22 protein-coding genes are annotated in these 25988 nt (G+C 38.7%); 21 read left to right on the top strand and 1 reads right to left on the bottom strand.

Annotated elements, in window-relative coordinates:
• The first annotated feature begins 206 nt into the window (after window positions 1–206).
• The 8 genes from J7E81_RS12935 to J7E81_RS12900 all read left to right on the top strand — a co-directional run bounded on the left by J7E81_RS12935 (window position 207) and on the right by J7E81_RS12900 (window position 10579).
• Window positions 207–1442 carry an ABC transporter substrate-binding protein gene (locus tag J7E81_RS12935; RefSeq protein ID WP_215042620.1) on the top strand — a complete coding sequence of 412 codons (1236 nt, stop codon included), beginning with the start codon at window positions 207–209 and terminating at the stop codon, window positions 1440–1442.
• Between the two features lie 88 nt (window positions 1443–1530).
• The gene (locus J7E81_RS12930; protein WP_215042618.1) at window positions 1531–2454 is read left to right on the top strand and encodes a carbohydrate ABC transporter permease; all 924 of its coding nucleotides are present in this window, start codon (window positions 1531–1533) and stop codon (window positions 2452–2454) included.
• Between the two features lie 5 nt (window positions 2455–2459).
• On the top strand, window positions 2460–3281 hold the full coding sequence (locus J7E81_RS12925; RefSeq protein ID WP_215042616.1) for a carbohydrate ABC transporter permease: 822 nt from the start codon (window positions 2460–2462) through the stop codon (window positions 3279–3281).
• Window positions 3282–3334: 53 nt separating this feature from the next.
• On the top strand, window positions 3335–6394 hold the full coding sequence (locus J7E81_RS12920; RefSeq protein ID WP_215042614.1) for a glycoside hydrolase family 2 TIM barrel-domain containing protein: 3060 nt from the start codon (window positions 3335–3337) through the stop codon (window positions 6392–6394).
• 46 nt (window positions 6395–6440) lie between these two features.
• Complete coding sequence (locus tag J7E81_RS12915) at window positions 6441–8117, top strand: amylo-alpha-1,6-glucosidase (RefSeq protein ID WP_215042612.1); 1677 nt, start codon at window positions 6441–6443, stop codon at window positions 8115–8117.
• On the top strand, window positions 8118–8999 hold the full coding sequence (locus J7E81_RS12910) for a DMT family transporter (protein ID WP_215042610.1): 882 nt from the start codon (window positions 8118–8120) through the stop codon (window positions 8997–8999). It abuts the gene before it with no gap.
• 59 nt (window positions 9000–9058) lie between these two features.
• Entirely contained in the window at window positions 9059–10057 is a 999-nt protein-coding gene (locus J7E81_RS12905; RefSeq protein ID WP_215042608.1) for a LacI family DNA-binding transcriptional regulator, read from the top strand.
• Window positions 10058–10255: 198 nt separating this feature from the next.
• A complete protein-coding gene (locus J7E81_RS12900) occupies window positions 10256–10579 on the top strand; it encodes a thioredoxin family protein (protein WP_215042606.1) in 324 nt (107 codons plus the stop codon).
• Window positions 10580–10620: 41 nt separating this feature from the next.
• Here the strand turns inward: J7E81_RS12900 and J7E81_RS12895 are convergent, their stop codons facing one another.
• Window positions 10621–10902: a hypothetical protein gene (locus tag J7E81_RS12895; protein WP_215042604.1), complete on the bottom strand. Its 282-nt coding sequence runs from the start codon at window positions 10900–10902 to the stop codon at window positions 10621–10623.
• A gap of 242 nt (window positions 10903–11144) precedes the next feature.
• On the opposite strand from J7E81_RS12895, the gene J7E81_RS12890 reads away from it, so the two are divergent.
• From J7E81_RS12890 to J7E81_RS12830, 13 genes are all read left to right on the top strand, one after another.
• On the top strand, window positions 11145–11498 hold the full coding sequence (locus J7E81_RS12890; RefSeq protein WP_215042602.1) for a hydrolase: 354 nt from the start codon (window positions 11145–11147) through the stop codon (window positions 11496–11498).
• Between the two features lie 172 nt (window positions 11499–11670).
• Window positions 11671–12372, top strand: a complete 702-nt coding sequence (locus J7E81_RS12885; protein WP_215042600.1) for a hypothetical protein — start codon at window positions 11671–11673, stop codon at window positions 12370–12372.
• A 147-nt stretch (window positions 12373–12519) separates the two neighbouring features.
• Window positions 12520–12765, top strand: a complete 246-nt coding sequence (locus J7E81_RS12880) for a heavy-metal-associated domain-containing protein (protein WP_215042598.1) — start codon at window positions 12520–12522, stop codon at window positions 12763–12765.
• A gap of 144 nt (window positions 12766–12909) precedes the next feature.
• Complete coding sequence (locus J7E81_RS12875) at window positions 12910–13620, top strand: Crp/Fnr family transcriptional regulator (protein ID WP_215042596.1); 711 nt, start codon at window positions 12910–12912, stop codon at window positions 13618–13620.
• A 205-nt stretch (window positions 13621–13825) separates the two neighbouring features.
• Window positions 13826–14272: a flavodoxin gene (locus J7E81_RS12870; protein ID WP_215042594.1), complete on the top strand. Its 447-nt coding sequence runs from the start codon at window positions 13826–13828 to the stop codon at window positions 14270–14272.
• A 214-nt stretch (window positions 14273–14486) separates the two neighbouring features.
• On the top strand, window positions 14487–15431 hold the full coding sequence (locus J7E81_RS12865; protein ID WP_215042592.1) for an ABC transporter ATP-binding protein: 945 nt from the start codon (window positions 14487–14489) through the stop codon (window positions 15429–15431).
• Window positions 15428–16372, top strand: coding sequence for an ABC transporter permease (locus tag J7E81_RS12860; protein WP_215042590.1), 945 nt, complete (start codon window positions 15428–15430; stop codon window positions 16370–16372). Before J7E81_RS12865 ends, J7E81_RS12860 begins: the two co-directional genes overlap by 4 nt.
• A gap of 1096 nt (window positions 16373–17468) precedes the next feature.
• A complete protein-coding gene (locus tag J7E81_RS12855; RefSeq protein ID WP_215042588.1) occupies window positions 17469–18374 on the top strand; it encodes a hypothetical protein in 906 nt (301 codons plus the stop codon).
• Window positions 18375–18505: 131 nt separating this feature from the next.
• Window positions 18506–18880, top strand: a complete 375-nt coding sequence (locus tag J7E81_RS12850; RefSeq protein ID WP_215042587.1) for a FixH family protein — start codon at window positions 18506–18508, stop codon at window positions 18878–18880.
• 427 nt (window positions 18881–19307) lie between these two features.
• Window positions 19308–22037, top strand: a complete 2730-nt coding sequence (locus J7E81_RS12845; protein ID WP_215042585.1) for a response regulator — start codon at window positions 19308–19310, stop codon at window positions 22035–22037.
• Window positions 22038–22049: 12 nt separating this feature from the next.
• Window positions 22050–22895: a CheR family methyltransferase gene (locus J7E81_RS12840; RefSeq protein WP_215042583.1), complete on the top strand. Its 846-nt coding sequence runs from the start codon at window positions 22050–22052 to the stop codon at window positions 22893–22895.
• Entirely contained in the window at window positions 22849–24930 is a 2082-nt protein-coding gene (locus J7E81_RS12835) for a PAS domain S-box protein (RefSeq protein ID WP_215042581.1), read from the top strand. The genes J7E81_RS12840 and J7E81_RS12835 overlap by 47 nt, the downstream gene beginning before the upstream one ends.
• The gene (locus J7E81_RS12830) at window positions 24927–25874 is read left to right on the top strand and encodes a sugar ABC transporter substrate-binding protein (RefSeq protein ID WP_215042579.1); all 948 of its coding nucleotides are present in this window, start codon (window positions 24927–24929) and stop codon (window positions 25872–25874) included. The genes J7E81_RS12835 and J7E81_RS12830 overlap by 4 nt, the downstream gene beginning before the upstream one ends.
• The last annotated feature ends 114 nt before the right edge of the window (window positions 25875–25988 follow it).

Genomic DNA, 25988 nt, shown 5'->3' with positions numbered 1-25988 from the left:
AAATTACCCAATATAAAAACCATCTTTACTCCATCATCATTAATTGTTTATTTATTTACTAAACTCTGTAAACCTTATAATTCCTTAAAGGATCACACCTAAATGAAGTTGATTCAAAAATATTTTTAGTAAAACTATAATAATAGCGTTTACATTTAGTAAAACTCATAATATAATCAATCTGTCAGAATAAAAGGAGGATCACTATGAAGCTAGTAAAACCAATTTTATCTTTATTTATCGCAACAATTTTTCTTTTAGCAGGTTGTAGTTCATCGTCTGACGCTGGCAGCAGCGAGAAAACAGCAGACGGCAAAACCAAAATACGATTTGCGACATGGGATGTGGGGGACGATGTTAAATTACAGCAAGGTTTGATTGATCAATTTAATAAAACTCATAAAAATATCGAAGTTGATTTAGAAGCTTACGGAAGTGATTATGATACAAAAATCACAGCTGGTATGGGCGCGAAGGATGCTCCAGACGTTATGTATATGTGGAACTACCCACAATATAAAGATGCCTTGGAACCGCTAGATTCCTATATTAAAAAAGAGGGTGCAGAGTACAAAGATAATTTCTATAACACTCTTTGGAACTACAATTCAGCTGATGGAAAAATCCTTGGACTGCCAGTTGGATACACTACTCACGTCGTTTACTATAACAAAGCCCTTTTTGATAAAGCTGGCGTTGAATATCCAAAAGCGGGTTGGACCTGGGATGATCTTCAAGAAACAGCGAATAAGCTGACAAACAAAGATACGAAAGTAACGGGATTTGCTTTCTCCGGCAAGCCAGATCCATATGATTTTGAAATGTACCTATGGGGTAACAACGCTTCCTATGTCGATAAGGATGGAAACCTAAAAGGAAATCTGGATTCTAAGAAATCAGTGGAAGTTTTTAAAATGTTCCAGAACATGGCGAAGAAAGGCACCGCCATTACCACTGAGGGTTCAGGTGATACAGAAATGAAATCTGGTAAAGTAGCCATGTTTGTTTATGGTGCATGGGGATTAAAACCATTAAAAGAAGCGGGCATTGATTATGGTGTAGTTGAATTACCGAAGTTTAAAAATGGAAAAAGTGTCAGTATTTTAAGCTCTTCAGGTATTTCTGTTTCGAAGGATTCGAAGCATAAAAAAGAAGCATTTGAGTTCATTAAATTCTGGACTAGTGAAGAAGCGAATAAAGCAAGAATCGATTTCGAGTTGCCCGTTCTAAAATCGGTCGTAAAAAGTGAAAAACTTGAGCAGGATGAAATTAGAAATGTGTTCTACTCCATGTTGGAAAAGAGTGATGGCTACACTCCATCTTCCTTCATCGTTGATGACTGGAGCCAAGTATCTGAAAATTTAAATCTTGCATTCGAGGAGATCTTCAACCCAAGCACATTCATGGATCCAAAAGAAGCATTAAGCAGTGTTACGGAGTAAGACGAAAGTACGTTATGAGGTAAAGCACTTCACAGGAGAATGTTGGGTGCTTTCCTCCCTATTAATCTGAACTTTAAGGGGACATCTTATGTTTAGTAAATCGAAGAAAGCGAATAGCTATCAGCTGGTAGGTAGAAAAGTACCCTATTTATTTATTTCGCCTTGGATCATTGGGTTTTTGGTGTTTACCTTGGGACCATTGGCTTTTTCATTAGTCATGAGTTTCTTTGATTGGCCGATTACAAGTGACCCGACATTTATTGGGATGGACAACTATAAAAATATGTTTGCACACGACCCGCAATTTTATAAATCCTTAGGTATTACCTTTAAATTTGCCGCAATATTTGTTCCGTTAAATCTCGTTATCGCCTTAATTCTTGCCCTACTTATTACCCAACCTGTAAAAGGAATGAAACTATTCCGTACTATTTTCTATCTGCCCGCTGTTGTTTCCGGTGTAGCCATTTCTATTATATGGGGATGGATTTTCAACTCTCAGTACGGAATATTAAACTACGCTTTATCCTTCATTGGAGTAGAATGGCCCAAATGGCTTATCGATCCAAAGTGGGCCATTCTTACAATCGTCATCGCAAGTGCCTGGGGAGTCGGTACCATGATGCTGATTTTCTATACGGATATTAAGGGAATTCCTGCTGAAATATATGAAGCGGCAGCTATTGACGGTGCGAACCCGATTCGCCAGTTCATTAGCATTACCATCCCAAGTATTACGCCAACGATTCTATTTAACGTGATTACTTCTGTTATTGCGGCATTGCAGCAATTAACACTGGTTCTCCTGTTAACAGGCGGCGGGCCGTTAAAATCAACTTATTTTTACGGTATATATGTTTTTAATAATGCATTTAAGCACCATCATTTAGGCTATGCAAGTGCTAACGCCTGGTTCATGTTCGTCATTATTTTACTTTTAACGATGTTAATCTTTAAATCATCATCCGCATGGGTCTTTTATGAAAATGAAGTGAAAAAAGAAGGGAAGTAGTAGAAATGAAGATCTCAAGGAAGCACAAAACAATCGTATACATCCTTCTCGGGTTATTTTCACTTTATTTCTTAATGCCGTTTGTGTGGGTTATTCTATCTGCTTTAAAAACCCAGACCGAGGTTTTCAGCTTTCCGCCAAAGATTTTTCCGGACGTTCCTCAGTGGGGCAACTTTAGGGATGCCTGGAACAGCCAGCCTTTTGGAAGGTATTTTATGAACTCGGTTCTTGTTACTGTGATGACAACTTTAGGACAATTGATTTCATGTTCCTTGGTTGCCTATGGGTTTGCACGATATGATTTTAAATATAAAAATATCCTCTTCATCCTATTGCTTTCAACGATGATGATTCCATGGGATGTAACGATGATTCCTTTATATATGGAATTTAACCTATTCGGTTGGATTAATACGTTAAAGCCATTAATTGTCCCAGCGTTTTTTGGGTCTGCCTATTATATTTTTTTGCTAAGACAGTTCCTGATGAATATACCTAAGGATCTTGAAAATGCCGCGAGAATTGATGGAGCGAATGAATTTCAGATTTTTTATAAAATATTCTTGCCGATTATGAAGGCTCCGCTCATCTTAATCGCGGTATTAAATATTTTATTAGTATGGAACGACTACCTAGGTCCATTAATTTACCTTCAGGACCAATCAAAATATACGTTGGCATTGGGCCTTGCAGCGTTTAAGGGAATTCATAACCTGCAAATTTTACCGATTATGTCGATTACTTTAATCATGATTATTCCGCCTGTAGTAGTATTCTTGTTTGCTCAGAAGTACATAGTGGAAGGAATTAGTGGTTCAATCAAGTAGTCTTCAAAAAAAATGCCCGGATTTCAACATAGATTCATTCGGAGGAAGATAATATGCTACGTGAAATGAAAAGATGGGAAAATATCTATTTGACTGGAATCAATAGACTTCCCGCACATACGAATTTTTATCGATATAAAACGAGAGAAAATGCAGCTGCATTTAATAAAGAAAAAAGTATCGGCTATCGATTACTTGATGGAGTTTGGAAGTTTCTATTTGTAGATGCACCGGAGCTTTCACCACAGGGCTTCGAGACAGAGGATTTTGCGATTGAAAGGTTGGATGATATTGACGTTCCGTCCAGCTGGCAAATGAAGGGCTACGGCAATATGCATTATACCGATGTGTTGTACCCCTTTGCCATCAACCCGCCATTTGTACCGCAGGAAAACCCTACTGGAATCTATTTTAGAGAGCTCGTGATCGACGAACTTTCTAAGGAAGAAGCGCTTATTTTAAAATTTAATGGTGTCGATTCCGCATTTGATGTATATGTAAATGGACATCATGTTGGTTTTAGTAAGGTTTCAAGATTGCCTTCTGAATTCGATATTACAAAGTTTGTGAAAAAGGGAAACAATCGCCTAACCGTGAGAGTTTATCAATTTTCCGACGGGACTTATTTAGAGGATCAGGATATGTGGTGGCTCTCCGGAATTTTTAGAAGCGTTGAGTTATATACAATCCATCGGGATACCCTTCAGGATGTTTTTGTTGAAACCTTGCCTGCTGAAAACTACAAACATTTCACTTTAAAAATAGGGGGAGCGTTTTTTACCAATTCCGTAATAAACCTTAAAGCGACTCTTCGATACAGAAATGAAATAGTGGATCAATTTGTAATAGATGTGGTGGATGGCGTTTTTGAATTCCATAGATTAGTAGAAAATCCGCATTTATGGAGTGCAGAAGAGCCCCATCTTTATCTACTTGAGCTTGAATATGAATTGCCAACCGGCGAAAAAGAGATGGTACCGCTCAGAATTGGCTTCCGTTCCATTGAAATTATTGATAACGAAATTCGCGTCAATGGAAAACGTATTTTCTTTCATGGTGTAAACCGCCATGATGCGAACCCAAAGACTGGTCGAACGGTAAGCGATGAGGATATGTTGGAGGATGTCAAACTAATGAAGCAGCACAATATCAATGCTGTAAGGACTGCTCACTACCCAAATAATGATGTGTTCTATGATTTGTGTGACGAGTTTGGTTTATATGTGATTGATGAGACAGATTTGGAGTGCCACGGCTTTGAAAATACAGGCAATTACAATTGGATTTCCGACAATGAGCTATGGGAAAAACAATATGTCGATCGCGCCGTCCGCATGGTGAAAAGGGACCGCAACCACCCAAGTGTTATCATGTGGTCACTTGGAAATGAATCAGGAGCAGGACGTAACTTCACCTCTATGTACAAGGCCATCAAGGCGATTGATTCAACTAGACTCGTGCATTACGAAGGGGACAGAGTAGCAGCCTACAGTGATGTATACTCAACAATGTACACTCGATTAAAGCCACTTGAAGAAATCGGAAAAGATGCTGAAGGCAAGAAGCCTCATATTCTTTGTGAATATGGTCATGCCATGGGGAATGGCCCAGGCGGCCTAACCGAATATCAACAGCTTATGCGAAAGTATCCTAGATTGCAGGGCGGCTTCATTTGGGAATGGTGCGATCATGGGATTGAAACCACTGATGAAAATGGCGAAACCTTCTATCTATATGGAGGAGACTACGGAGACTTCCCGACAAACGGAAATTTCTGTATTGACGGACTTGTGTTTCCGGATAAAACACCATCACCTGGACTCCTTGAGTATAAAAAGGTGATTGAGCCAATTGTTACAGAGGAAGTAAATTTACAAGAAGGAAAGGTTCTTGTTAAGAATCTGTATGATTTTAGGAATCTAAGCGGCATCTTGCTCCATGTTACGGTAAAATCCCTTGATATGCTCATCGAAGAAAAAATAATCAAATTACCAAGCATCGGTGCGCAGGAAGATGCCGAGATTGTTTTACCGGTCGATTTAGTGAAAGCAGCTCAACATGATGATGTTCGGATCTATCTAAGCTATCAGGAAGCTGAAGATACTCTCTATGCAGAAAAAGGCCATGAGATTACAAAGGAAAGCTTCTTACTTGCTTCTACTAAAGTTGAAAAATCACTAAAAGTTGCTGTCTCTTCCGGTTCGGATTTTACGATTGAGGACGATGCGGTTCGGCTTACAATTGAAAACAATAAATTCAAGGCTGTTTTTTCAAATGTATTTGGAACACTGGAATCCTTTACAGTAGAAGGAGAAAAAATGATCCATAAAGGCCCTGAGGTAACCCTTTGGAGAGCGATTATCGATAACGATATGTATAAAAAAGAGGATTGGATCCATAAGTACTTCCTGAAAAATACAAAAGAACAGCTTGGAACGGTTACGTACGAACTGACGGAAGATTATATCAATATTGAAATGACTAAATATTTATCAACGATCAACCAAGCGTGGGGATTCCACCTAACATATAACTACCGTATCACGAAAAATGGTGCCCTAAACATGGACCTTAAGGGAAGAAAGGTTATTCGCGGGACGGAGATTCCGGAAATGCTGCCGCGAATCGGAGTTACCATGCATCTAAACCAGGAGTATAACCAAGTCACTTGGTATGGACGCGGTGATTCTGAATCGTACCAAGATTCGAAACGCAGTCAGTTAATGGGATTATACAGTAAGACGGTTGAAGACATGCATACGGATTATGTGTACCCTCAGGAAAATGGTTCACGCTGTGATACTTCCTTCTTAGCGGTAGCAAAGGGTGACGACTTGTACTTAATCAATTTTAAAGAGGAATATGATTTCACCATCCATGATTATGAAACGAGTGCTCTTGAAGAAGCAAAGCATCGCCGTAAAATCAAAAAGTCACCTTATCATGTATTGACGATTGATTACAAGCAAAGTGGTGTTGGAAGCAATAGCTGTGGCGAAGAACAGCTTGCTCCGTATCGAACAGGCATCGAGGATTTCCACCTTCAATTTGAGATGAGAAAAATCAGCAAGGGCAGCCTGGCAGTAGAAAGAAAATTTTTTACCGCACGTTAACATAAGCAGTGGAAACTCTGCTTTGGCGTAAAAGGAGAAAGAATCCATGAAACTTGATATCAAAGAAATTCCTTTTTCCAGATTTGGTTCTTATTTTTGTGTATCACTGGAAAAGGAGTCTAAGGAAATTTATATACGAGACGTACATGGCGGGGATGACGCACCATCTAAGCTGTTTAAACTTGATTTGTTAGAGGATGGCGTTGAAAAAGAGTTCATCATTACCGCAACAGAAACGGCTTTGCGCTTCCATTTAGCAGGAAAGGAAGAGAAGTACGCGGAAATCATTCTTCCAGAGGAGGATGAACTTCACATTCAAACAAGCGGAATCGAGGTCCGTTTGCAGGCAACGAAAGTGAAGTACGATACCTTATATGAATACAAAGAGGGGGTGTATGAATACCACCTCTATCCGAAGGAAATAAAACTGATGATCAGCAGGCTGTCAGGCGAAATCTCAGTTGAGGCACCCTGGAATGTAATTGGAAATGATTTTATCGATATTCGCATGAAAAATGGCCATTTTGTCATGGAAAGCTATCGCACGGTTTATAAACCAAAGCCCTACGCAAGTTTTCAAGCAGGGAAGGAAAAGGTCGAAAAGCTTTATCGGGAATGGATCGCAAATGTTACGAAGAAGAGCGAGATTTACCAGGACTCAATTGATCGGGCTGCCTATATTACCTGGTCAAGCGTGGTCCATCCCCATGGTCTCTTAAACGATTATGCGATGTATATGTCAAAACTTTGGATGTATAATATTTGGTCATGGGATAACTGTTTTAATGCCTTGCATTTAGGTGCAAAGTACCCGGAGCTTGCTTTTTCGCAGTTAAAAATATTTATCCATACCCAGGACGAATCAGGGGCTTATCCTGATTTTGTAAATGATAAATTTGTATCCTATAACTGTATTAAACCGCCGATTTTTACGTATGTGTATGAAAAGCTGATGGATATGAATGACTATTTTAAGGATGAAAATCGGCTGCGGGAGATTTATGAATCTACTAAAAAGGTCATGGAATATTATGATCGATATAGAACCTATGAAGGCAGACTTCCACATTACAAGCATGGAAATGACTCAGGGTGGGATAATGCGTCCTTGTTTCATCAAGGAATGCCGGTCGAAGCACCAGATTTAGCGAGCTTTTTAATCAGGTCGTATGATAGTTTATCTCGTTTTGCTGGGATGCTTGGGGAAGAGGCAGAAGCGAAACAATTTATTAAAAAGGCAGATTCCTTATTTGAATTACTGATGGAGCGGCTTTATGATGAAAATGGTTTTTTTGGACGTGTTGGAAAAAATGCGGAAAAGATCAACATCCGTTCCAGTTTGATCTTGCGATTGCCCGTGATCATTGGCTATCGTTTGAATGAAGAGGTCATGAATCAGCTTGTCGAAGATCTAATCGAAAACTTTGAAACTCCATATGGTCTGGCAACCGAAATGTTGTCAAGTCCGTTTTATAAAGAAAATGGCTATTGGCTTGGGCCGATTTGGGCGCCTGTTACCTATCTTTTTGTTGATTCTTTAACAAATTTTGGCTACAGTGAGAATGGAAAGAGGATTCGAGATAAGTTTCTGAATCTTACGTTAGTAGGTGGGATGGCAGAGAACTTTGACCCTATTTCCGGTAAAGGCCTTGTAGATACCTCCTTTACATGGACATCTAGTGTCTTTTTGGAACTTTTAGAGAAAAAATTACTGGAGGACTAAATGCGTAAACATGTTGGCGAAATCGCTCTTACGATTGTAGCCGTTATTTGGGGAAGCGGATTTGTGGCAAGTGCGGTTTCACTCGAGTACTTTACACCGTACCAGATTTTGGCGATTCGGTTTTTGGTTGGTGTCCTTTTGCTGAGTCTTGTATTTTTTAAGAAACTAAAAATGATTAAAAAGAGCACGATTATAAAAGGCTCCGTTATTGGATTCTTTTTATACTTGGCATTTGCCTTGCAAACGGTTGGGCTGCAATATACAACACCTTCCAAAAATGCCTTTCTGACTGCGGTAAATGTGGTCATTGTTCCGTTTATTGCGTTCTTTATTTATAAGCGGAAAATGGATAAGTATGAGCTTTTTGGATCCCTTCTGGCGATTACAGGGGTCGGCGTCATCTCTCTAAAGCTTACGGCTGAAGTAAACTTAGGGGACTTGCTTACATTGTTGTGTGCGGTAGGATTTGCTTTCCATATTTTCTACACGGCACAGTTTGTCAAAGATGAGGATCCGATTCTATTAACGATTATTCAGATGGCAACCGCGGCGGTTTTAGGATTGATTGTCGTCCTATTCAAAGGAGAAACAAGCTTTTCGATGAATGGAGAAGGAGTTTCCAACGTGTTATACTTGGGGGTTTTTTCCACGACGATTGCGTTTTTACTGCAGACGTTTGCGCAAAAATATACAACGGAAACAAATGCAGCCATTATTTTATCAACCGAAGCTTTATGGGGTATGGTATTTTCCATTATCCTCTTAAGTGAGGTTATCACCATAAAAATGATCATGGGAGCCATCTTGATTCTTATTGCGATTATCATTTCTGAAACGAAGCTTCATTTTTTCAAAAAGAAAACCATTGAGGAAGTATTGTAGTCACCAGACATGGTTTGGTGCATGACACGATATAAATATGAGTTAAGTAGGTATGCGAAATGGCAACGATTAAAGATATAGCAGATTTAGCACAGGTTTCAATGGCGACAGTCTCCAGAGTGTTAAATTATGATGAAACATTGAATGTTGCACCGGAGACGAGAAAGAGGATTTTTGAGGCGGCAGAGGAATTAAATTATGTCGTAACCCCGAAAAAGAAGAAACCTAAAAAAAAGGAACTCATCGGTCTTTATTATTCCTATTCGCTTGAAGAGGAATTAATTGACACATACTATTTGTCCATTCGTGTGGCTTTGGAAAAGAAGCTTGAGCGTTTGGGGATGGAGCTCTATAACATAAGTAAAGATGATACAAAGAAAACCATTTCAAAAATAGATGGCATCATCTGCCTTGGAACGTTTAAGAAGGAAGAAATTGAGTTAATTAAGAGTTTTGAGAAGCTGGCCGTGTTTGTTGATGCGAATCCGGACGAAAACTATTTTGATTCTGTCGTAATAGATTTTAATTCCGCCACGAAAAATGCACTTGATTATTTAATGGATTTAGGCCACCAAAATATTGGTTTTATTGGTGGGGTTGAAACCGATATGTACGGGAACCGGTTCAAAGATTTGCGACAGGATGTTTTTGAGTCTTATTTAAAGAAAAAGGGTATTTTGAAAGAGGAATTTGTCAAAATCGGCGGCTATAATCCAAAGGATGGATACTTGATCTTAAAGGAGATGCTCAGCAGGGACACCAAACCAACCGCGGTGTTTGTCGCAAATGATTCGATTGCGATTGGCTGTTATAAGGCAGCCTATGAATTAGGCGTCAAAATTCCAGATGACCTCAGCATTGTCGGTTTTAACGATGTATCATCCGCGCAATACATGGTTCCGCCGCTGACAACTGTCAAACTATACACCGAAATAATGGGGGAAACCGCCGTCGACCTCTTATTAGAAAGGATCGCAACCAAACGCGAAATATGCAAAAAAGTAACCATCCACACAAAACTAATCATCCGCGGCAGCGCAGCAGCGGTAAAGTCGTAGTTTCTGTACACAAGATAGAGCAGCTTAAAAGCTTGCTCTATTTTCATTTAGGCTCTGTTAAAGGTAAACGCTTATAGAGAACGAAATGAAAGAAGCACTGTCATTCGTTATTCTAATCAAACAAATCTATTGAAAAAAATGTAAAATGACTTTACACTAATGCTATAGTAAAAACAAAATTTTGAAAGGAGGGATAAGATGGAAGCGATTACTAACGTTGAAACATTTGATCAACTGATTTCGGAAACTCAACCAGTTATCGTTAAGTTTTTTGCTGGATGGTGCCCGGATTGTACGCGCATGAACATGTTCATTGATGAGGTGATTAAGGATTATCCTCAATATGGATGGTACGAAATCAATCGTGACGATTTTCCGGAGTTAGCAGAAAAATATTCTGTCATGGGCATCCCGAGTTTGCTTATTTTCCAAAACGGTGAAAAGCTTGCTCATTTACATAGTGCGAATGCCAAATCTCCAGAACAAGTTCGAGAGTTTTTGGACGAACAGAATCAAAAATAAAAACGAAACGACCAGACATCTCTGGTCGTTTATTTTTATGATTAATTATTCTTTGCCTCTTTGTAAAGAGCTACAATAATATCAATGTTATTATCAATAAAGTTCAGGCGTTCTCTTGAAACACGTGACCATTCACCATCAAGATGGCTTGCTGATAAGACATGTCTGATGCTGAAAGTATAGGTTTGATGTAATTCCGAAATCAGATAGCTAATACCGCCTTGGGGTTCTTTACTAACGATGCTATCTATATCTTTCTTCAGCCAGTCTGGCGCTACCTCAATAGACTTCTTTAACAGCAATTCATACTCTTCATTTAACATCCCTTTTCCTCCTTTTTAAAAATTCTTTCTTTTCTCGTTTTATTTATCGGTTATCCTTTGAATTTTAATCCATTCATTTCAAAATAACAATAAAAACGCCATTTTTCGACACCAATAGTAGAATTCATATTTGTGTTGGATCCTGTTTTAAATTCATAAATGATAGGGTATTACACAAATAAAGATGATCCAGGCGTTGTAAACAATGTCAGTCTCGGTAAGTATAAAAAGGAGATGATTTCATGGAAGAACAAAAGCACAGTTACTATATTAATATTCAATCACACGAGATTTTTAGTGAACCATATGGAGTGGAATGGGATTTTAAAATAGAAGCAACAGCTAGTCAATTGGCTGTTCTGGAACGACTGTTTGATAAAACCGATGAAACCGATTGGGACAGCTATTTCCGCGCCCATGTTCCTTTTCTTGAATATCATCATCAGCCCCAAAATAAAGAATATGATCAACGGCTGTACCTGATCTATTCCTTTCTTTATTATTTGGGTGATGAAAAAACACGCAACCATATTGGCGAGATGGGAGTAATAAATGCAGACGTAGCAGAGCAATCCCAGCCCTCCGACACTTTTTAAAAAAGAATGGTTGAAATGAAAGAGTCTACAGAAATTGTAGACTTTTTTTTACCCAAAAGGGATATTTGGTTTATTCTTGATAGCAGGAAATAGGAATATAATAAAACCCAAAGGTCAAACAACTGTTGCTATGTTTTTATCATTATTTCAAAGAAATTAGGTGGATGTAAGTATGTCAATTCATACCGGCTTTCTCCCCAGTTCGTTTGGTTTTAAATTTGGAAACAGCTTTCCACATGTCCCGTTAAAAAGAATAAACGTTTTGGGTCGGCACATTCCCATTGGTAATGCATCGTACGGTCTTTGTGGTGGAATGATTTATGCTGCTATGGATTATTTTGAAGCAACAATGCCGATCCCGTCCAATCCGACAGCGCCTTCCTCAGGGGCATTATTCGACTATCTCGTTAATCGTCAGATTGATAGCTTTGATATCCCTTTTGGTCTCATGAAATATATGGTTTTGATGAATCCTTTCCTTCGGGATGATGATCCCTCGGCTAGTCGTAGAGGCGATGTACCACAGGGTAGTGGGTGGAGAACGATGAAAGAGGAATGGCCGAAAATAAAAAATGACCTTGATAACGGAAAGCTTGCACCACTGGGTTTAATAAGAGTAAAATCCCTTAATCCTTTTGAGATCAGAAGACATCATCAAGTTCTTGCCTATGGGTATGACTTGCATGAAAACCATCTGTCCATTTTTATCTATGACCCTAATTTTCCAAACGATGATGATGTAACGCTCACCTTAAAAAGGGGGACGCCTGAGTCCACTACAACTGTCTTTCATTCAAAATCCCCAGAACCGATTTATCGTATTTTTAAAACTGACTACAAGTTTAAAAGTCCGGTTGATTTAAGTGAACAATAGTATGTGATTTATTATTTATGAAAAAATTGATTTAAATCAAGGAAAGTGCGGTTGCTATTCGATTATGATAAGAATGTATTTATAAATGAGAATGGTTTTCATTTTATAGCAAGTCACCTTCTAAAATCAGGATGGGAGAGACCCCTTATGAACCAAGTAACTTTATATGTCCCTGGAATATGCTGCATGAACGTGAATCATTCCATCGAACAAGAAATAAAAGCACTGAATGGCATCATTTCCTACAAAGGGACATTGCCTAAAGGGAAAATTGTAATAGAATATACACATAGTTTAATTAGCAGCAAGGAGATTACGCATATTATTGAAGAGCGTGGTTTTTCCATCGCCAAGAAAGTACAAAGAGAAAAAATGGTTGATATTTATAATTAAGGAATAGGGTACGAGACTGTCTTATTGAGAGGCCGAGTCGATGAATACAAAGTTTTATTTTTACAATATAAAAGACACCGGAAGACAAAATCAACGGTTATACTAAATAGATAAGGTTTATTTAAAAGAAGGGGAGGGAAGTAAATGGACAACACCTGTCATCATCACCATAACCATGAATGTTCAACTTCCGGCTCTCATAAAACCTGCGTGTTACTCGTCCCCATTTTTAATCATTTAGAAGTGGACCAAATGGAGGAAATAATGGCAACGGTTCAATCTGTCCCGTTTAAGAAAGGAGAGTTAATCTATCACGCAGGCGACCGGTCTGATTCCCTCTATATTGTTCATAAAGGAAAAGTGAAGATTTATCGACTCTCGGAAACAGGAAAAGAACAATTGGTCCGGATATTAAATCCAGGTGATTTTACAGGGGAATTAGCGTTATTTCGAAACGATCTCCATGAATCGTTCGCAGAAGCAATGACCAATACCATGGTTTGCACGATCCATCAAGCAGATCTGCAGGATTTACTGGTAAAGTATCCTTCCATCTCTTTGAAAATACTGGCCGAGTTTTCAAAACGATTAGATCAGTCCGAAAAACAAACAACCCGTTTTGCTACGGAGAAAGTGGAAACAAGGATAGCACTTTTTCTTGTCGAGTGTCTAAAAGACTCTCAGACGAAGGAATTTATTTTACCCATGAGCAAGAAAAATCTCGCCTCCTTTTTGGGGACTACCCCAGAAACGATCAGCCGAAAACTGGCCGAATTTGAAAATCAAGGGCTAATCAAGCAGAAACCACATAAACGGATTGAAATTGTCAACCAAGATGAATTATTGCTTATATGAAAAGGATGAATGGCCGTCCACTGATAAACACAGTGTCCGGTCATTTTTTTGTCGTGCCATTATTTCGCTGACCAATCGTAAAAAAGTTGATTTACCTCAAGGTTTTATCATGAAAAGAGCCGTATTCTATAAGAGTAGATACAAATGAGAATGATAATCATTAATGTGTGGCCTTAGGTAAGTTAAGTGAAAACGAGGTGAAAAAATGGATAACATTATCGTTTATGCGAGTATGACTGGAACCACTGAACTCATCGCTCGTTCCATTGCAGAGGAATTAGCCAGGTCGGGTTGGCATGTAACGGTAAAAGATGCCATTGACACGTTTGCAGAGGAACTATTGTCATACGATTGTATTCTGATCGGAAGTTATACATGGGGAGATGGGGAGCTTGCAGATGACATCATGTGCTTTCATGAAGAATTGCTAGCGGTCCCTTTATCAGGTAAATTGGCTGCCGCATTTGGAGCAGGTGACAGCTCTTATGAACAGTTTGGTAGAGCCGTTAATATTTTAGAAGAAACTTTAGAAAATCAAGGTTGTCAAGTCATCACGCCAGGATTGAAAGTTGATGGCGGTTCGGAGGAAGAGATTAAGGCTATTTCATATTCTTTTGCAAAAAAAATTAAACGAATTAACGAAGCCATATGAATCGGAATAAGACGAAGGCATAGCCATCAAGTTGATGGCTATTTTTTATGCCGTAAGATTTTAAAACTTACTTATTAGTTTAATTGAGTTTATGAGTGATATAAAATAGTATAGAAATTTGGAACTTTTTGGTGTTCTTTTCGTACATAATGGTAGGCAAGTATTAAAAAAGGCTAAAAAGACGAATTTATTACTACAAGAAAGAGGGGAACGTATGGCGGTAAATACTTTAGAAGTACAATCATTAACAAAGCTCATAGGCAAGAAGAAGATTGTAGATGATGTAAGCTTCAGTTTAAAAAAAGGGGAAATCTTTGGTCTTTTGGGTCCTAATGGAGCAGGGAAAACCACCATTATCCGTATGATTGTCAGCCTGATCAAACGAACAAACGGAGAGGTTCGTGTTAATGGCTTTAACCTCGATGGACAATTTAAAAAGACGATGAGTGAAATTGGCGCAATTGTTGAAAATCCGGAATTTTACAAGTATATGAGTGGGTACAAGAATTTAAAGCATTATGCGAATATGGCCATTCAAGATGTGTCAAATGAGCGGATTATGGAAGTGGCTAGATTAGTAAAATTAGAAGATGCCATTTACCAAAAGGTTAAGACCTATTCTCTTGGAATGAGGCAAAGGCTGGGGGTAGCTCAGGCGTTATTACATAACCCGTCATTGCTTATTCTCGATGAGCCGACAAATGGATTGGATCCTCAAGGAATTAGAGAATTTAGAGATTACTTACATAACCTTGCCCATGAAGGAATTTCCGTTCTGGTATCCTCTCATCTTTTAGCTGAAATGCAGTTGATGTGTGATCGTTTTGCCATTATTGAAAAAGGTAAACTAATACATATTTCTTCCATGAAAGAAACGATGGAGGAAGACGAAAAGACAGAGGTCCTATTTGAGGTAAGCAACAGTCAAAAAGCAATAGATGTCCTAAACGAACAGTTTGCCGGTTCCGAGATTAAGTTGCTTGATGACGACCAATTCTCCGTAAATGTAGAAAAAGCTACGATTAGTACCATTAATAAGCTACTAATCTCAAAGGATATTGAGGTTTATGGCATTAGCAGGGTGACTGTCTCGCTAGAAGACCGTTTCTTAGAAATAACGAACAAAGAAGTAAGAGAGAGTGGAGGTGTCATGAAATGATTGCCTTAATTCGTAATGAACTGATGAAATTGTTTCAAAAAAAATCGAGCTGGATTTATCTAATCATAATCGTATTGGCAGTCATTGTGGCGGGGATTATCTACCATAAAGTATCAGGTGAACCGGACCCGAACTGGCAAGCTGGTATGAGGGCACAGATAGCTGAGTTAAAGCAGAATGCAAAAACGGCACCAGCGGATGAAAAACATTTTATTACTGGTGAAATTGAACAAAAGCAGAAATACCTGGATGAAAACATTAATCCTAATGCTATTAGTAACTGGCATTTTATGAATAATGTTGTATTTAGTATGACGACGTTGGTGACCCTGCTGGCGGTGATTGTCTGCAGTGCTAGTGTGTCCTCTGAATTTGCAGATGGAACGATTAAGCAGCTGTTAATTCGACCTCATCAGAGATGGGCGATCCTCCTATCCAAATATCTTTCCTTAATTATCTATTCGCTTATTCTTGTAGCGACACTGATTACTGCAGGATACCTTGTTGGTTTGATTACATTTGGTAATGGGGACTTTACTGCAAAAATCTTTGAGATGGCGTTAGACGGGCAGAAGGAAACAGAAGTCGGCCCGCAGTTTTTCCTTAAGATTGCTTACTATCTTCCAAGTTTGTTGGTTATAACGGCCATTGCCTTTATGCTTTCCACATTATTTAAAAGTCAGGCTTTGGCAGTGGGAATCGGAATCTTTGTCCTGTTTATCTCTTCCACCCTGGGCGGATTAATTGTGCTTCTTGCAGAAAAATACACATGGGCAAAGTTTTTAATTTTTCCGCATCTTGATTTAACCATTTATGCCTTGCAGGATAAGATTTTGGGGGACATTACACTACCGATCTCATTGGCCATCCTGGCTGTGTATTATGCTATTTTTATGATTCTGACTTTTGTGTTTTTCCAGAAGCGGGATATTAGTATTTAAAGAACAGGGGAGCGATGCTTATAGAAGCATCGCTTAATTTCTGTATACTGCATTTGTGGAATAGTAACCTTGTTAGACTGTAAGCACTAGGAACGGTATATAAACCCGAAAGACAGTTCCGCTTCCCAGCTGACTCTTGCCAGCAACACGACTATTGAAATTTCTGCAAATGGCACCACCAACGGAAGCACTACTGGCGGTAACTTCCAAGGCGGTCCTATGGAAGGCTCCAACTCAGAGTTTTCGACTCGGGTTCAGAACAACTTTAAGTCAAAAACAGTAGATGGTGTCACAATCTATAATTTGACTCAGCTTAACTCTAAATAATCAGATATTTTAGGATTGAGCTTTGTATGGACAGGGCTCAATCCTTTTTTTGGGTAGTTAATTACATAAATGGCTGTTTTAACTAATGTAAACCTCTAAAAGTACAGGATATCAGCAGTTTTAATCGTTTTATCAGCGATTTTTACTCATTTATCAGCGGTTTTAATCGTTTTATCAGCGATTCATAAAATACCTGCAATTTTAAAAACAATCCTTATGTGATCTTGCAAAGATTTCACATTCGATTCTCTTCTCAAGATCAGACGAAATGATATTTCAGGAAACATTCAGCTTTTCTTCAATCTGATTTCAGATTGAAGGTTCATACTGAAAACATAATAAATGAGATGTTATTAAAGGAGTGTTACCAAATGAGTCAATCGATTCGACATACCATTGCGTACCTGTTTACGTATCATCGGACGAAACAATCGGTGATTGGCGTGAAAACTTGGCGTCGGAAATGAGCTGCAATTAACCGATGCACCCTGGCTTTTATGTCAAAAGGAAAATCTGGTTGCATTAGAACTTATAGGAAAACGTTATGATATTGGAGATAAGACAGGATATATAAAAGCCATGATTGAAGTTGCATTAAAGCGAGAGGACTTGAATCCGTAATTATATGGTAAAATTGGTAAAAATGCTTATGGTGTTAAAATGGTTGTTTGTTTAAGAGGGAAATGATCTAAACAAACACGAAAATAAATTTTAGGCTTATTTGAAGATTTTCAACACATTGGCGTAATTCTACCAGATGGAGGTAAGAATGGCATCTATTGTTTACACGGTAATATTACTTGTTAGTTTCCTATTTTTAATGAAGAAAAAGAGCGATACAGAATCTTATTTTCCGCTAAAAATAATGGGATACTTTGTACTAGGTTCATTTGCCTTTAATCTCAATCATATTTCACTGCCACTTGGGTTTGTAGTGTATTTGATATTTTTTCGACCCAAGTTAAATGTAGATGTAAAACGAATCGCTACTATCATTGGTGTTCTCGCATTAATACTTACCCATTGGGTTTTACCATTTGCCATTCATGTATGGGAAAGTCGCCCAACAATTATTGAACATAAACTTGGTTCAGTATTTACGCTAAACTTTCAAGATGAAAATGAACTGATTAAGCAGGAATTAAATCTAGACAACAACAGTTTGAGTCTTGAGGATTTTGAAGTAGATTATGTTAAAAATGGTAGAATTACAGACTTAAGATGGCAATTAATCGAGCAAAGTGGTAATATCTATAATCTCTATAAAATTCAATATGATGTTAGTAAGAGTAGGTATCAAGTTATGTATCATCAGCTTGATACCTGGCCCCAATTCAATCGCTTAATTGATGCTGATCGTTTCTTTGAAAATCTTAAGGTACTAAATATTAAAGATATTACCCATACTAAGGGTGACTTTTCTTCCTATGGGATACAAAGCTCAGGGGAACGGGAAAATTATGCAGTAGAAAATCAAACTCATTTTATTGTTTCAAATGGAAAAATTCAATTATTAGATGATAAGCTGCTGCCAGTTGAAGGTTATAATATTTTAACCTATGCAATGGAGAAAACAGGCGAAGAAAGAGATAAGCAAGGACATATCACACAAGAAAGCTTTGAAAGTGCCGAATTATCTAATTATCTATTTGATGTAGAGTTTGGTGAGGAGTAAAATTATAGATACTTACGCGATCCCTCAAAAACAAAATAGTAAATTTTAAATTAGCATATTTAGTCTTCTTCAGTACAAAAGATAGAGAAGGTTTATTCAACAAGACAAATCTAAAGAAGGGATGGGGTACAATGAACAAATTTACGATTTTACTTTTTAGCCTACTAGTGGTCTTTATGACAGGCTGCAGTTCAACTAACTTTGACTTAAAGCTAACTACTCCAAAATCCTTTACACCGGGTCAGTCTACTCCGATTCAACTAACCATCTTAGATCAGGACGGTAAACCAGTAAAAGGTGCTAAGGTTAATGTCCAATTGGATATGCAAGGGATGAGTCATGGAGATATTTCAATGAAGATGCAGGAAACCGGAAATGGCGTCTATCTTGGCCTAGCAAAATTTGAGATGGAAGGAGATTATACGGCCAACATTACTATAGATTCCAACGGAGAAAAATGGAAGGGCGAAAAAAGATTTTCGATTGTATATAACAAAGCTCAATAGATAGGAAAAATCATAAATTCCACCGAAGTTCGGCCCATTTGATCAGCAGGCAAAAATCCTCGAAATCCCTCATGATTTCGAGGATTTTTTATAAATACATAATAGCTTGAATAGATATAGATCAGGCATGCCCTATGTGTTCTTTTTAACAAACCTTTTCTAGCTATAATGATTATGATAAACTAATTTAGTCTACTAATGTATTTTTGCTTATACATATTAGTTTAATAGGATCTACTACAGCAAAATATCAATTCCAAAATTAGATATAGATTTCATATAGATGCATTACACTAACTGCTTAATACATAAATATACGATTAATTTTTTCAATCTTCTATTTTTTGATTTGTCACCCGTCCTTTCATTTTTTACTAATAATTTTCGATTTGTAATTCATTAAAACAATCAGGAGAATGAGGTCTATATGAAATTTCGAACAAAGCTTTATGGTGGGTTAGGACTAATATTCCTTTTTAACATTATTTTTCTAGTGATTTTAATTGAAATGATTAATCAACAAACCGTTAGCATGAATTCCGTCGTTTCTGATTTAGACCAGCGGAAGTTAATGGCTTCCACGTTGAAGTTGGAAGTAAGCAACATGGGCAGAGAGCTAAGTGAAATTGCCTCGATTCCCCCAGAAAACGTCCTTCCTCAAATCGTGAATGAATGGGAGCAATCGAGGTTAACGATTCGCTCCTCGATCGATACACTTGGAAAGGTGGATAGCCGGAAAGAAACACAGAATTTAATTGCTAAATTTAACACGATTTACAAAACCTATGAGGATGTCGGCAACCAAATTATCATTTTACAAAAAACGGATCGAAACGCTCATTTTGACAAACTTATTTGGGGAGATATCAAGCGTGATCGCGCTCGGCTCCATCAAATTACCGATTTGTTATTTACCCTGCAGGAACAGGAACTGAAAGACCAACTTTTACGAACCAGGCAAACCTATAATTTTGAGTTAAACATGATTTATTTTATCGTCCTTATTGGTCCGCTCATTGGGCTGATTGCCGCGTTTTGGATTATTAGGGGGTTGACCAAAAACTTGCAGCGGGTGACGTCGGTCATGGGAAATGTGGCTCTTTATCAGGGAACACAGTTTCCGCGCATTAAGGTTGCTACAAAAGACGAAATTGGAGCGATCTCTGTTGCTTATAATCAAATGGCCCAAGCTCTGGAAGAAAAAGCCGAACAGGAAAAAGCCTTCATCGAAAAGGCGGAGGAGCATAGCTGGCTGAAATCAAAAGTGGCGCAGATGACTTCCATGTATACGTCCGTAGAAGATTTTTCCACATTATCCCGATTATTTATCCAAACAATCACACCGATGATAGATGCCCATTTTGGTGTCTTTTATATTAAAGAATGTAAGAATGGTGACCAGCGTCTGGTCAGCAGGGCTTCCTATGCCTATAACGATGAGTCCGTTACGTCGAGAAGTTTCCAACTTGGCGAGGGGCTTGTTGGTCAATGTGCAGTTGAAAAGAAACCAATCATGATTTCCGAGATTCCCGATCATTATGTAAAAATTACTTCTGGAATCGGTGAAGCGGCACCTAAAAATCTATTAATTCTTCCGGCTGAATATGAAGGAGAGGTTTTGGCTGTGCTTGAAGTCGCGTCTTTTAAACCGTTTACGGCGATTCAACAAGCCCTTCTTCAAGAAGTTTTGGCCCATATCGGTATTACCATCAACAGTATTGGAAATCGAGTGCAGGTCAAAAAGTTATTACAAGAATCACAGGCTTTAACAGAAGAACTGCAAAGCCAATCAGAAGAGCTTCAGCAGCAGCAAGAGGAGCTGCGGATCATCAACGAAGAACTCGAGGAACAGTATATCCATTCGGAAGAGAAAAACGAAAAATTGGAGAAATTCAGTCTTGCTTTGGAGGAGAAAGCACAAGAACTTGCGCTCACCTCCCAGTATAAATCTGAATTCCTCGCGAATATGTCCCATGAACTCCGGACCCCTTTGAATAGTTTATTGATTCTGGCTCAAATGCTAATGGAAAAGAAGAATGAAAATCTAACAGGGAAACAACTAGAATACATTCAAACCATCTACTCTTCGGGAATTGATTTGCTTCACTTGATTAATGAGGTGTTAGATTTAGCCAAAGTAGAAGCTGGAAAAATTGAGGTCATTCAGGGAGAAGTTCCATTTGAAACGATTACGACCTTTGCCGAACGATATTTTTCTCCTTTAGCTCGTCAAAAAGGGTTAGAGTTTACTATTCTTTTAGATGAGGATCTACCAAATTCCATCTACACCGATGAGCATCGGCTGAATCAAATTTTGAGAAACCTTTTATCTAATGCATATAAGTTTACAGAAAAAGGAAGAGTTTCCTTGCTGATTAAAAAGGGGATTCCAGTTGAATCAGCAAAGCAGACAGAGCCTTTGATCAGTTTTACCATAATGGATACAGGAATTGGCATATCAAGAGATAAGCAGGAAGTTGTTTTTAATGCGTTTATTCAAGCGGACGGAACGATTAGCCGAAAGTATGGCGGGACTGGTTTAGGGTTATCGATTAGTCGAGAATTGGCCCAGTTGCTTGGAGGCTTTATCGAACTACAAAGTGAAGAAGGGGCTGGAAGTTCCTTTACGCTTTATTTGCCCCTTCATCAGTCAAAAGAAAATGAACAGCACGTTTCAGCCTTATTAGAAACGGCTGTTGCCCTACATGAGGTGGAACCCGTGGGTCAGTCTCAACCGGGGGATAACCTCATCAGCGACGAAGTAACAAAGGAATACTCGTTAATGAATGGGAAGAAGATTCTGATCGTAGATGACGATATGCGAAATATTTATGCCTTATCCTCTGCACTGGAGGAATTTGAAATCGATGTTCTTTTTGCAGAAAATGGCAGGGAAGGAATCGAAGTGTTACAGGAGACTCCAGAGATTGATCTCATTTTGATGGATATTATGATGCCAGAAATGGATGGATTTGAGGCCATAAGCCACATCCGTACGAAGCCGGAATTTCAGGATTTACCCATTATTGCCCTAACAGCCAAGGCAATGAAACATAATCGTGAACAATGTATCGAGGCGGGTGCTTCCGATTACATTAGCAAACCAATTGATCTTGATCAGTTGTACTCACTGATCCAAGTTTGGCTATATAGATAGGCGGGGATAACCATGACCAAAGTCGATCAGAAACAGGACATTTCACAGCTCGAGCAAATGGAGATGGAGTTAATACTTGAAGCCGTTTACCGCTATTACGGATATGATTTTCGAAACTATTCTGCTCCATTCGTGCAACGAAGAATTTTGAATCGGATGGTTGCAGAAAAGCAAAGGACAGTCTCTGGATTGCAGGAAAAAGTTTTACATGATCCACTTGTTATGAAGAGGTTGTTTAAGGATTTTTCAATTAATGTCACCGAAATGTTTCGGGATCCCTCTTTTTTTGAGAGTCTGCGAGAAAGGGTCATCCCGCTAGTTAGAGACTATCCAGCGATCCGCATCTGGCATGTTGGCTGCGGTTCGGGAGAAGAAGTTTATTCAATGGCCATTTTGCTGCATGAGGCCGGATTATTGGATAAAACAAGGATTTACGCCACCGATATCAATCAAGACAATTTAGAAAAAGCGAAACAAGGTTCTTTCCCTTTAGAGAAAATGAAACTTTACACCACCAACTACATACAATCCGGGGGAGAACAGGCATTTTCAGAGTATTATTCCGTAAAAAATGATGGAGCGTGTTTTTCTCCCTTTTTAAAAAAGAATATGGTCTTTTTTCAACACAATGTGGTTACCGATCAATCCTTTAACGAGTTTCATATCATTATTTGCCGAAATGTAATGATTTATTTTAATAAAAAGTTGCAAAATCATGTTCATCAACTAGTATATGAAAGTCTATTTAATTCCGGTTTTTTAGGGCTTGGAAATAGAGAGGAGATCCGCTTTACCAATTATGCAGAACACTATGAAATACTCCATTCAGCAGAAAAGCTTTACCGAAAAATCAACTAAACCAGACACGGAAATGATTAATATTTTAATGGTGGACGATCTTAAGGAAAATTTAGTTGCCTTGGAAGCTGTTCTAACGTCCCCCCGCTATCATTTGGTGACGGCCACGTCTGGTGAAGAAGCGTTAAAATGCATTCTGAAACAAGACTTTGCGGTCATTTTGCTCGATGTTCAAATGCCGGGACTAAATGGCTTTGACACGGCAAAGCTGATTAAAGCCAGAAAAAAGTCAAAGAATATCCCGATTATCTTTATTACCGCGATTAGTCAAGATATGGAACATGTTCTCCATGGGTATTCTGTCGGAGCGATTGATTATATCTTTAAACCGTTTAATCCAGAGACATTAAGACAAAAAGTAGAACAATTTGTGAAAATTTATCAATGTCATACCGAAAGCTTAAAACAGTCCGAATGGAAAAAGGCGATTGAGCTGGAAGAAGTTCAGCTTAAATTGAATCGGACAAGCGTGGATTTAGATAAAAATGAGACTCTATCAAAAGTGATCGGGGAAACGTTGCTGGACACGATTGTTACCTTTGATGAGGCGGGAGTGATTTTATCGGTCAATCCAACGGTTCGAAAAATGTTTGGCTATTTTACTGAGGAATTAACAGGGAAGCATTTAGCTACCCTGATTCCGGTGATAAAGCAAGATGGTGAACGAATGGACCCATTATCGATTCCTTTTCTTACTACGTTCGCGATTGGAAAAATACTCGAGGGTGCAGCTCGACGACAAGATCAAAACCGTTTTCCTGTTGATATTCAAATTGGAAAAGCAACCATCCAAGGTCATTCCATTTTTGTCTGCACCATTCGGGATGTGACGGAACGGAAAGAAATCGAGCGAATTAAAAACCAACAATTTCATCTCCTGAAAAAAGTAGTGGAGGAACGTACACTCGACCTGCTATCGACGAATGAGAAGCTTAAAGAGGAAATTAGTGAGCGGAAAAAAGTAGCGGATAACTTATTTGTTTCCCATGAACGCTTCAAAAAGATATTTGAAGCCAGTCCTTGTTTAATGGCGATTCGTTCCCTCCGTGATCGGAGATTTATCGATGTTAACAGCACATGGCTCGATTTTACTGGTTATGAATATGAAGAAGTAAAGGATCAGGTGTTCGACTGGACCCTATTTACGAGTATGGAAGGTAATAAGGTTGATTTAGATGAGCTCGAAAAGAGTGACCCGTTGAGTAATCTAAAGGTGACATACCAAGCTAAAAACGAGGAATTACGCAGCGGTTTGTTATCAACGGAAATCATTGAAATTCAAGACGAAGCCTGCGTTCTCATCTTGGTCAATGATATTACCGATCGAGAGCATTTAGAAAAAGAAATGTTTCGGTTGGACCGATTAAATTTGATTGGCGAAATGGCAGCTGGAATTGCCCATGAAATCCGTAACCCGATGACAACTGTGCACGGATTTTTACAAATGTGGAAAAGCACCAATGAACGGCTTTCACCTGAATATATCGATCTAATGCTAGATGAATTAAACAGAGCCAATAGCATTATTAAAGAATTCTTAACGCTTGCGAAAAATAAAGCAAGCAATAAAACAAGACAATCTTTAAATCGAATCATTGAAACGATTCTTCCGTTAATCAATGCAGAAGCGAACCTGGCTGGGAAACGAATTCAGCACCAGTTGCAGCCGTGTCCCGATCTGCTCTTAGATGAAAAAGAAATTCGCCAGCTTTTCTTGAATCTTGTCTTAAATGGACTTGAGGCGATGGAGTTTGGCGGAATTCTCACCGTTCGAACCTATTGTGAAGAAGATTTGGTTATTTTAGAGGTAAAGGATTGCGGAAAAGGAATAACAGCCGACATTTTGGACAAGATGGGAACTCCTTTTTTTACGACAAAAGACCAGGGGACCGGATTGGGACTAGCCGTTTGTTATAGTATTGCCGATCGCCATCAGGCAAAAATCAACGTGGAGTCAGGAAACGAAGGAACCTGTTTTTCGGTTTGTTTTCCGCATTCACCTGACAAGCAATGGTTGCATGGTGAGTACCAGTGAAGACCAAATGGAAGATTATCCTTATTTCTGCCTTCTTTTTCTGTGGTTTGTTGGGTTATGTTTACAAAGCATTGGCAAGCGAAAAGCCTACCGTCGCTGTCGTACTGAAAGATACAAAGTCGGAGTATTGGGCGATTATTGTCGCAGGTGTTGAAAAGGGATTAAAAAACTTTGGCGTGAAGGGAAACATTTATGCTCCTAACCAACATCATGAAGATCAACTGTCTATTTTGAAACGGGTCTTAAAGGATAAACCAGACGCGCTTATTTTCTCGCCAATCGACCCGCCAGCCTCGATACCTGTTTTAAAGGAATTTAAAAAGAATCATATTCCGGTGCTGCTTGTGGATACGCCTGTCAATTGGTCTGGTCAAACCTCCTTTATTGGAACCGATAACCGCTCCTTAGGAGAAAAAGCGGGGGAGTTATTATCCTCGATGCTGCAGCCTGGAGACAAGGTCGCGTTAATCGGAAGAATTTCACCAGATAACGTGAGCGAAGAGCGGATTGAAGGAGCAAAAGGGGCTTTACATACCGTTGGAATGGAAACGGTTGGCGGGAATCTCCAGGTTGATGATGCTGATGCCAAAGTGATTCCTGTTATCACTCAATTGCTGAAGGGTCATCCTGATTTAAAAGGCGTGTTTGCCTCTGATGATCGTTTGGCTTTAGAAGTCATTAAGTATGTAAAACAAAAAGGATTGAACATACCCGTTGTAGGAGCAGACGGAATTATTCAAATGCTCAAGTATCACGAAGATGGAACGTTGAAAGGCTCCGTAGCGCAGAATCCCTATGATATGGGCTATATTAGTGTCCAAAATGCTTTAAAGGCGATTAAAGGGCAAAGAGTGGAAAAAAAGATAAACAGTGATGTGGACATTATTACAGCCGATAATGCTAAAAGTAAAATGGATTTTTTAGAAGATATCTTAAAAAAGTAGAGAACTCTTTAGTGGCATTGATCAATAGTCCGTTTGACTCTCTTTCTAATACTCAGGCAATTGGGGGATAACTTTTCTTTTATTATAAAATAGGTGAGGAAGCAGGAGAACCGT

This window comes from Bacillus sp. ISL-18, assembly GCF_018613415.1.
Lineage (GTDB): Bacteria > Bacillota > Bacilli > Bacillales > Cytobacillaceae > Neobacillus.
Note: the sequence above shows the minus strand (reverse complement) of the source record. Positions and strands in the feature narration are given on the sequence as shown.

What these genes read in the sequence shown, in the direction of transcription:
- J7E81_RS12935 (WP_215042620.1), top strand. Translation starts at nt 207, where the DNA reads ATGAAGCTAGTAAAACCAATTTTATCTTTATTTATCGCAACAATTTTT.
- J7E81_RS12930 (WP_215042618.1), top strand. Translation starts at nt 1,531, where the DNA reads ATGTTTAGTAAATCGAAGAAAGCGAATAGCTATCAGCTGGTAGGTAGA.
- J7E81_RS12925 (WP_215042616.1), top strand. Translation starts at nt 2,460, where the DNA reads ATGAAGATCTCAAGGAAGCACAAAACAATCGTATACATCCTTCTCGGG.
- J7E81_RS12920 (WP_215042614.1), top strand. Translation starts at nt 3,335, where the DNA reads ATGCTACGTGAAATGAAAAGATGGGAAAATATCTATTTGACTGGAATC.
- J7E81_RS12915 (WP_215042612.1), top strand. Translation starts at nt 6,441, where the DNA reads ATGAAACTTGATATCAAAGAAATTCCTTTTTCCAGATTTGGTTCTTAT.
- J7E81_RS12910 (WP_215042610.1), top strand. Translation starts at nt 8,118, where the DNA reads ATGCGTAAACATGTTGGCGAAATCGCTCTTACGATTGTAGCCGTTATT.
- J7E81_RS12905 (WP_215042608.1), top strand. Translation starts at nt 9,059, where the DNA reads ATGGCAACGATTAAAGATATAGCAGATTTAGCACAGGTTTCAATGGCG.
- J7E81_RS12900 (WP_215042606.1), top strand. Translation starts at nt 10,256, where the DNA reads ATGGAAGCGATTACTAACGTTGAAACATTTGATCAACTGATTTCGGAA.
- J7E81_RS12895 (WP_215042604.1), bottom strand. Translation starts at nt 10,902, where the DNA reads ATGTTAAATGAAGAGTATGAATTGCTGTTAAAGAAGTCTATTGAGGTA.
- J7E81_RS12890 (WP_215042602.1), top strand. Translation starts at nt 11,145, where the DNA reads ATGGAAGAACAAAAGCACAGTTACTATATTAATATTCAATCACACGAG.
- J7E81_RS12885 (WP_215042600.1), top strand. Translation starts at nt 11,671, where the DNA reads ATGTCAATTCATACCGGCTTTCTCCCCAGTTCGTTTGGTTTTAAATTT.
- J7E81_RS12880 (WP_215042598.1), top strand. Translation starts at nt 12,520, where the DNA reads ATGAACCAAGTAACTTTATATGTCCCTGGAATATGCTGCATGAACGTG.
- J7E81_RS12875 (WP_215042596.1), top strand. Translation starts at nt 12,910, where the DNA reads ATGGACAACACCTGTCATCATCACCATAACCATGAATGTTCAACTTCC.
- J7E81_RS12870 (WP_215042594.1), top strand. Translation starts at nt 13,826, where the DNA reads ATGGATAACATTATCGTTTATGCGAGTATGACTGGAACCACTGAACTC.
- J7E81_RS12865 (WP_215042592.1), top strand. Translation starts at nt 14,487, where the DNA reads ATGGCGGTAAATACTTTAGAAGTACAATCATTAACAAAGCTCATAGGC.
- J7E81_RS12860 (WP_215042590.1), top strand. Translation starts at nt 15,428, where the DNA reads ATGATTGCCTTAATTCGTAATGAACTGATGAAATTGTTTCAAAAAAAA.
- J7E81_RS12855 (WP_215042588.1), top strand. Translation starts at nt 17,469, where the DNA reads ATGGCATCTATTGTTTACACGGTAATATTACTTGTTAGTTTCCTATTT.
- J7E81_RS12850 (WP_215042587.1), top strand. Translation starts at nt 18,506, where the DNA reads ATGAACAAATTTACGATTTTACTTTTTAGCCTACTAGTGGTCTTTATG.
- J7E81_RS12845 (WP_215042585.1), top strand. Translation starts at nt 19,308, where the DNA reads ATGAAATTTCGAACAAAGCTTTATGGTGGGTTAGGACTAATATTCCTT.
- J7E81_RS12840 (WP_215042583.1), top strand. Translation starts at nt 22,050, where the DNA reads ATGACCAAAGTCGATCAGAAACAGGACATTTCACAGCTCGAGCAAATG.
- J7E81_RS12835 (WP_215042581.1), top strand. Translation starts at nt 22,849, where the DNA reads ATGAAATACTCCATTCAGCAGAAAAGCTTTACCGAAAAATCAACTAAA.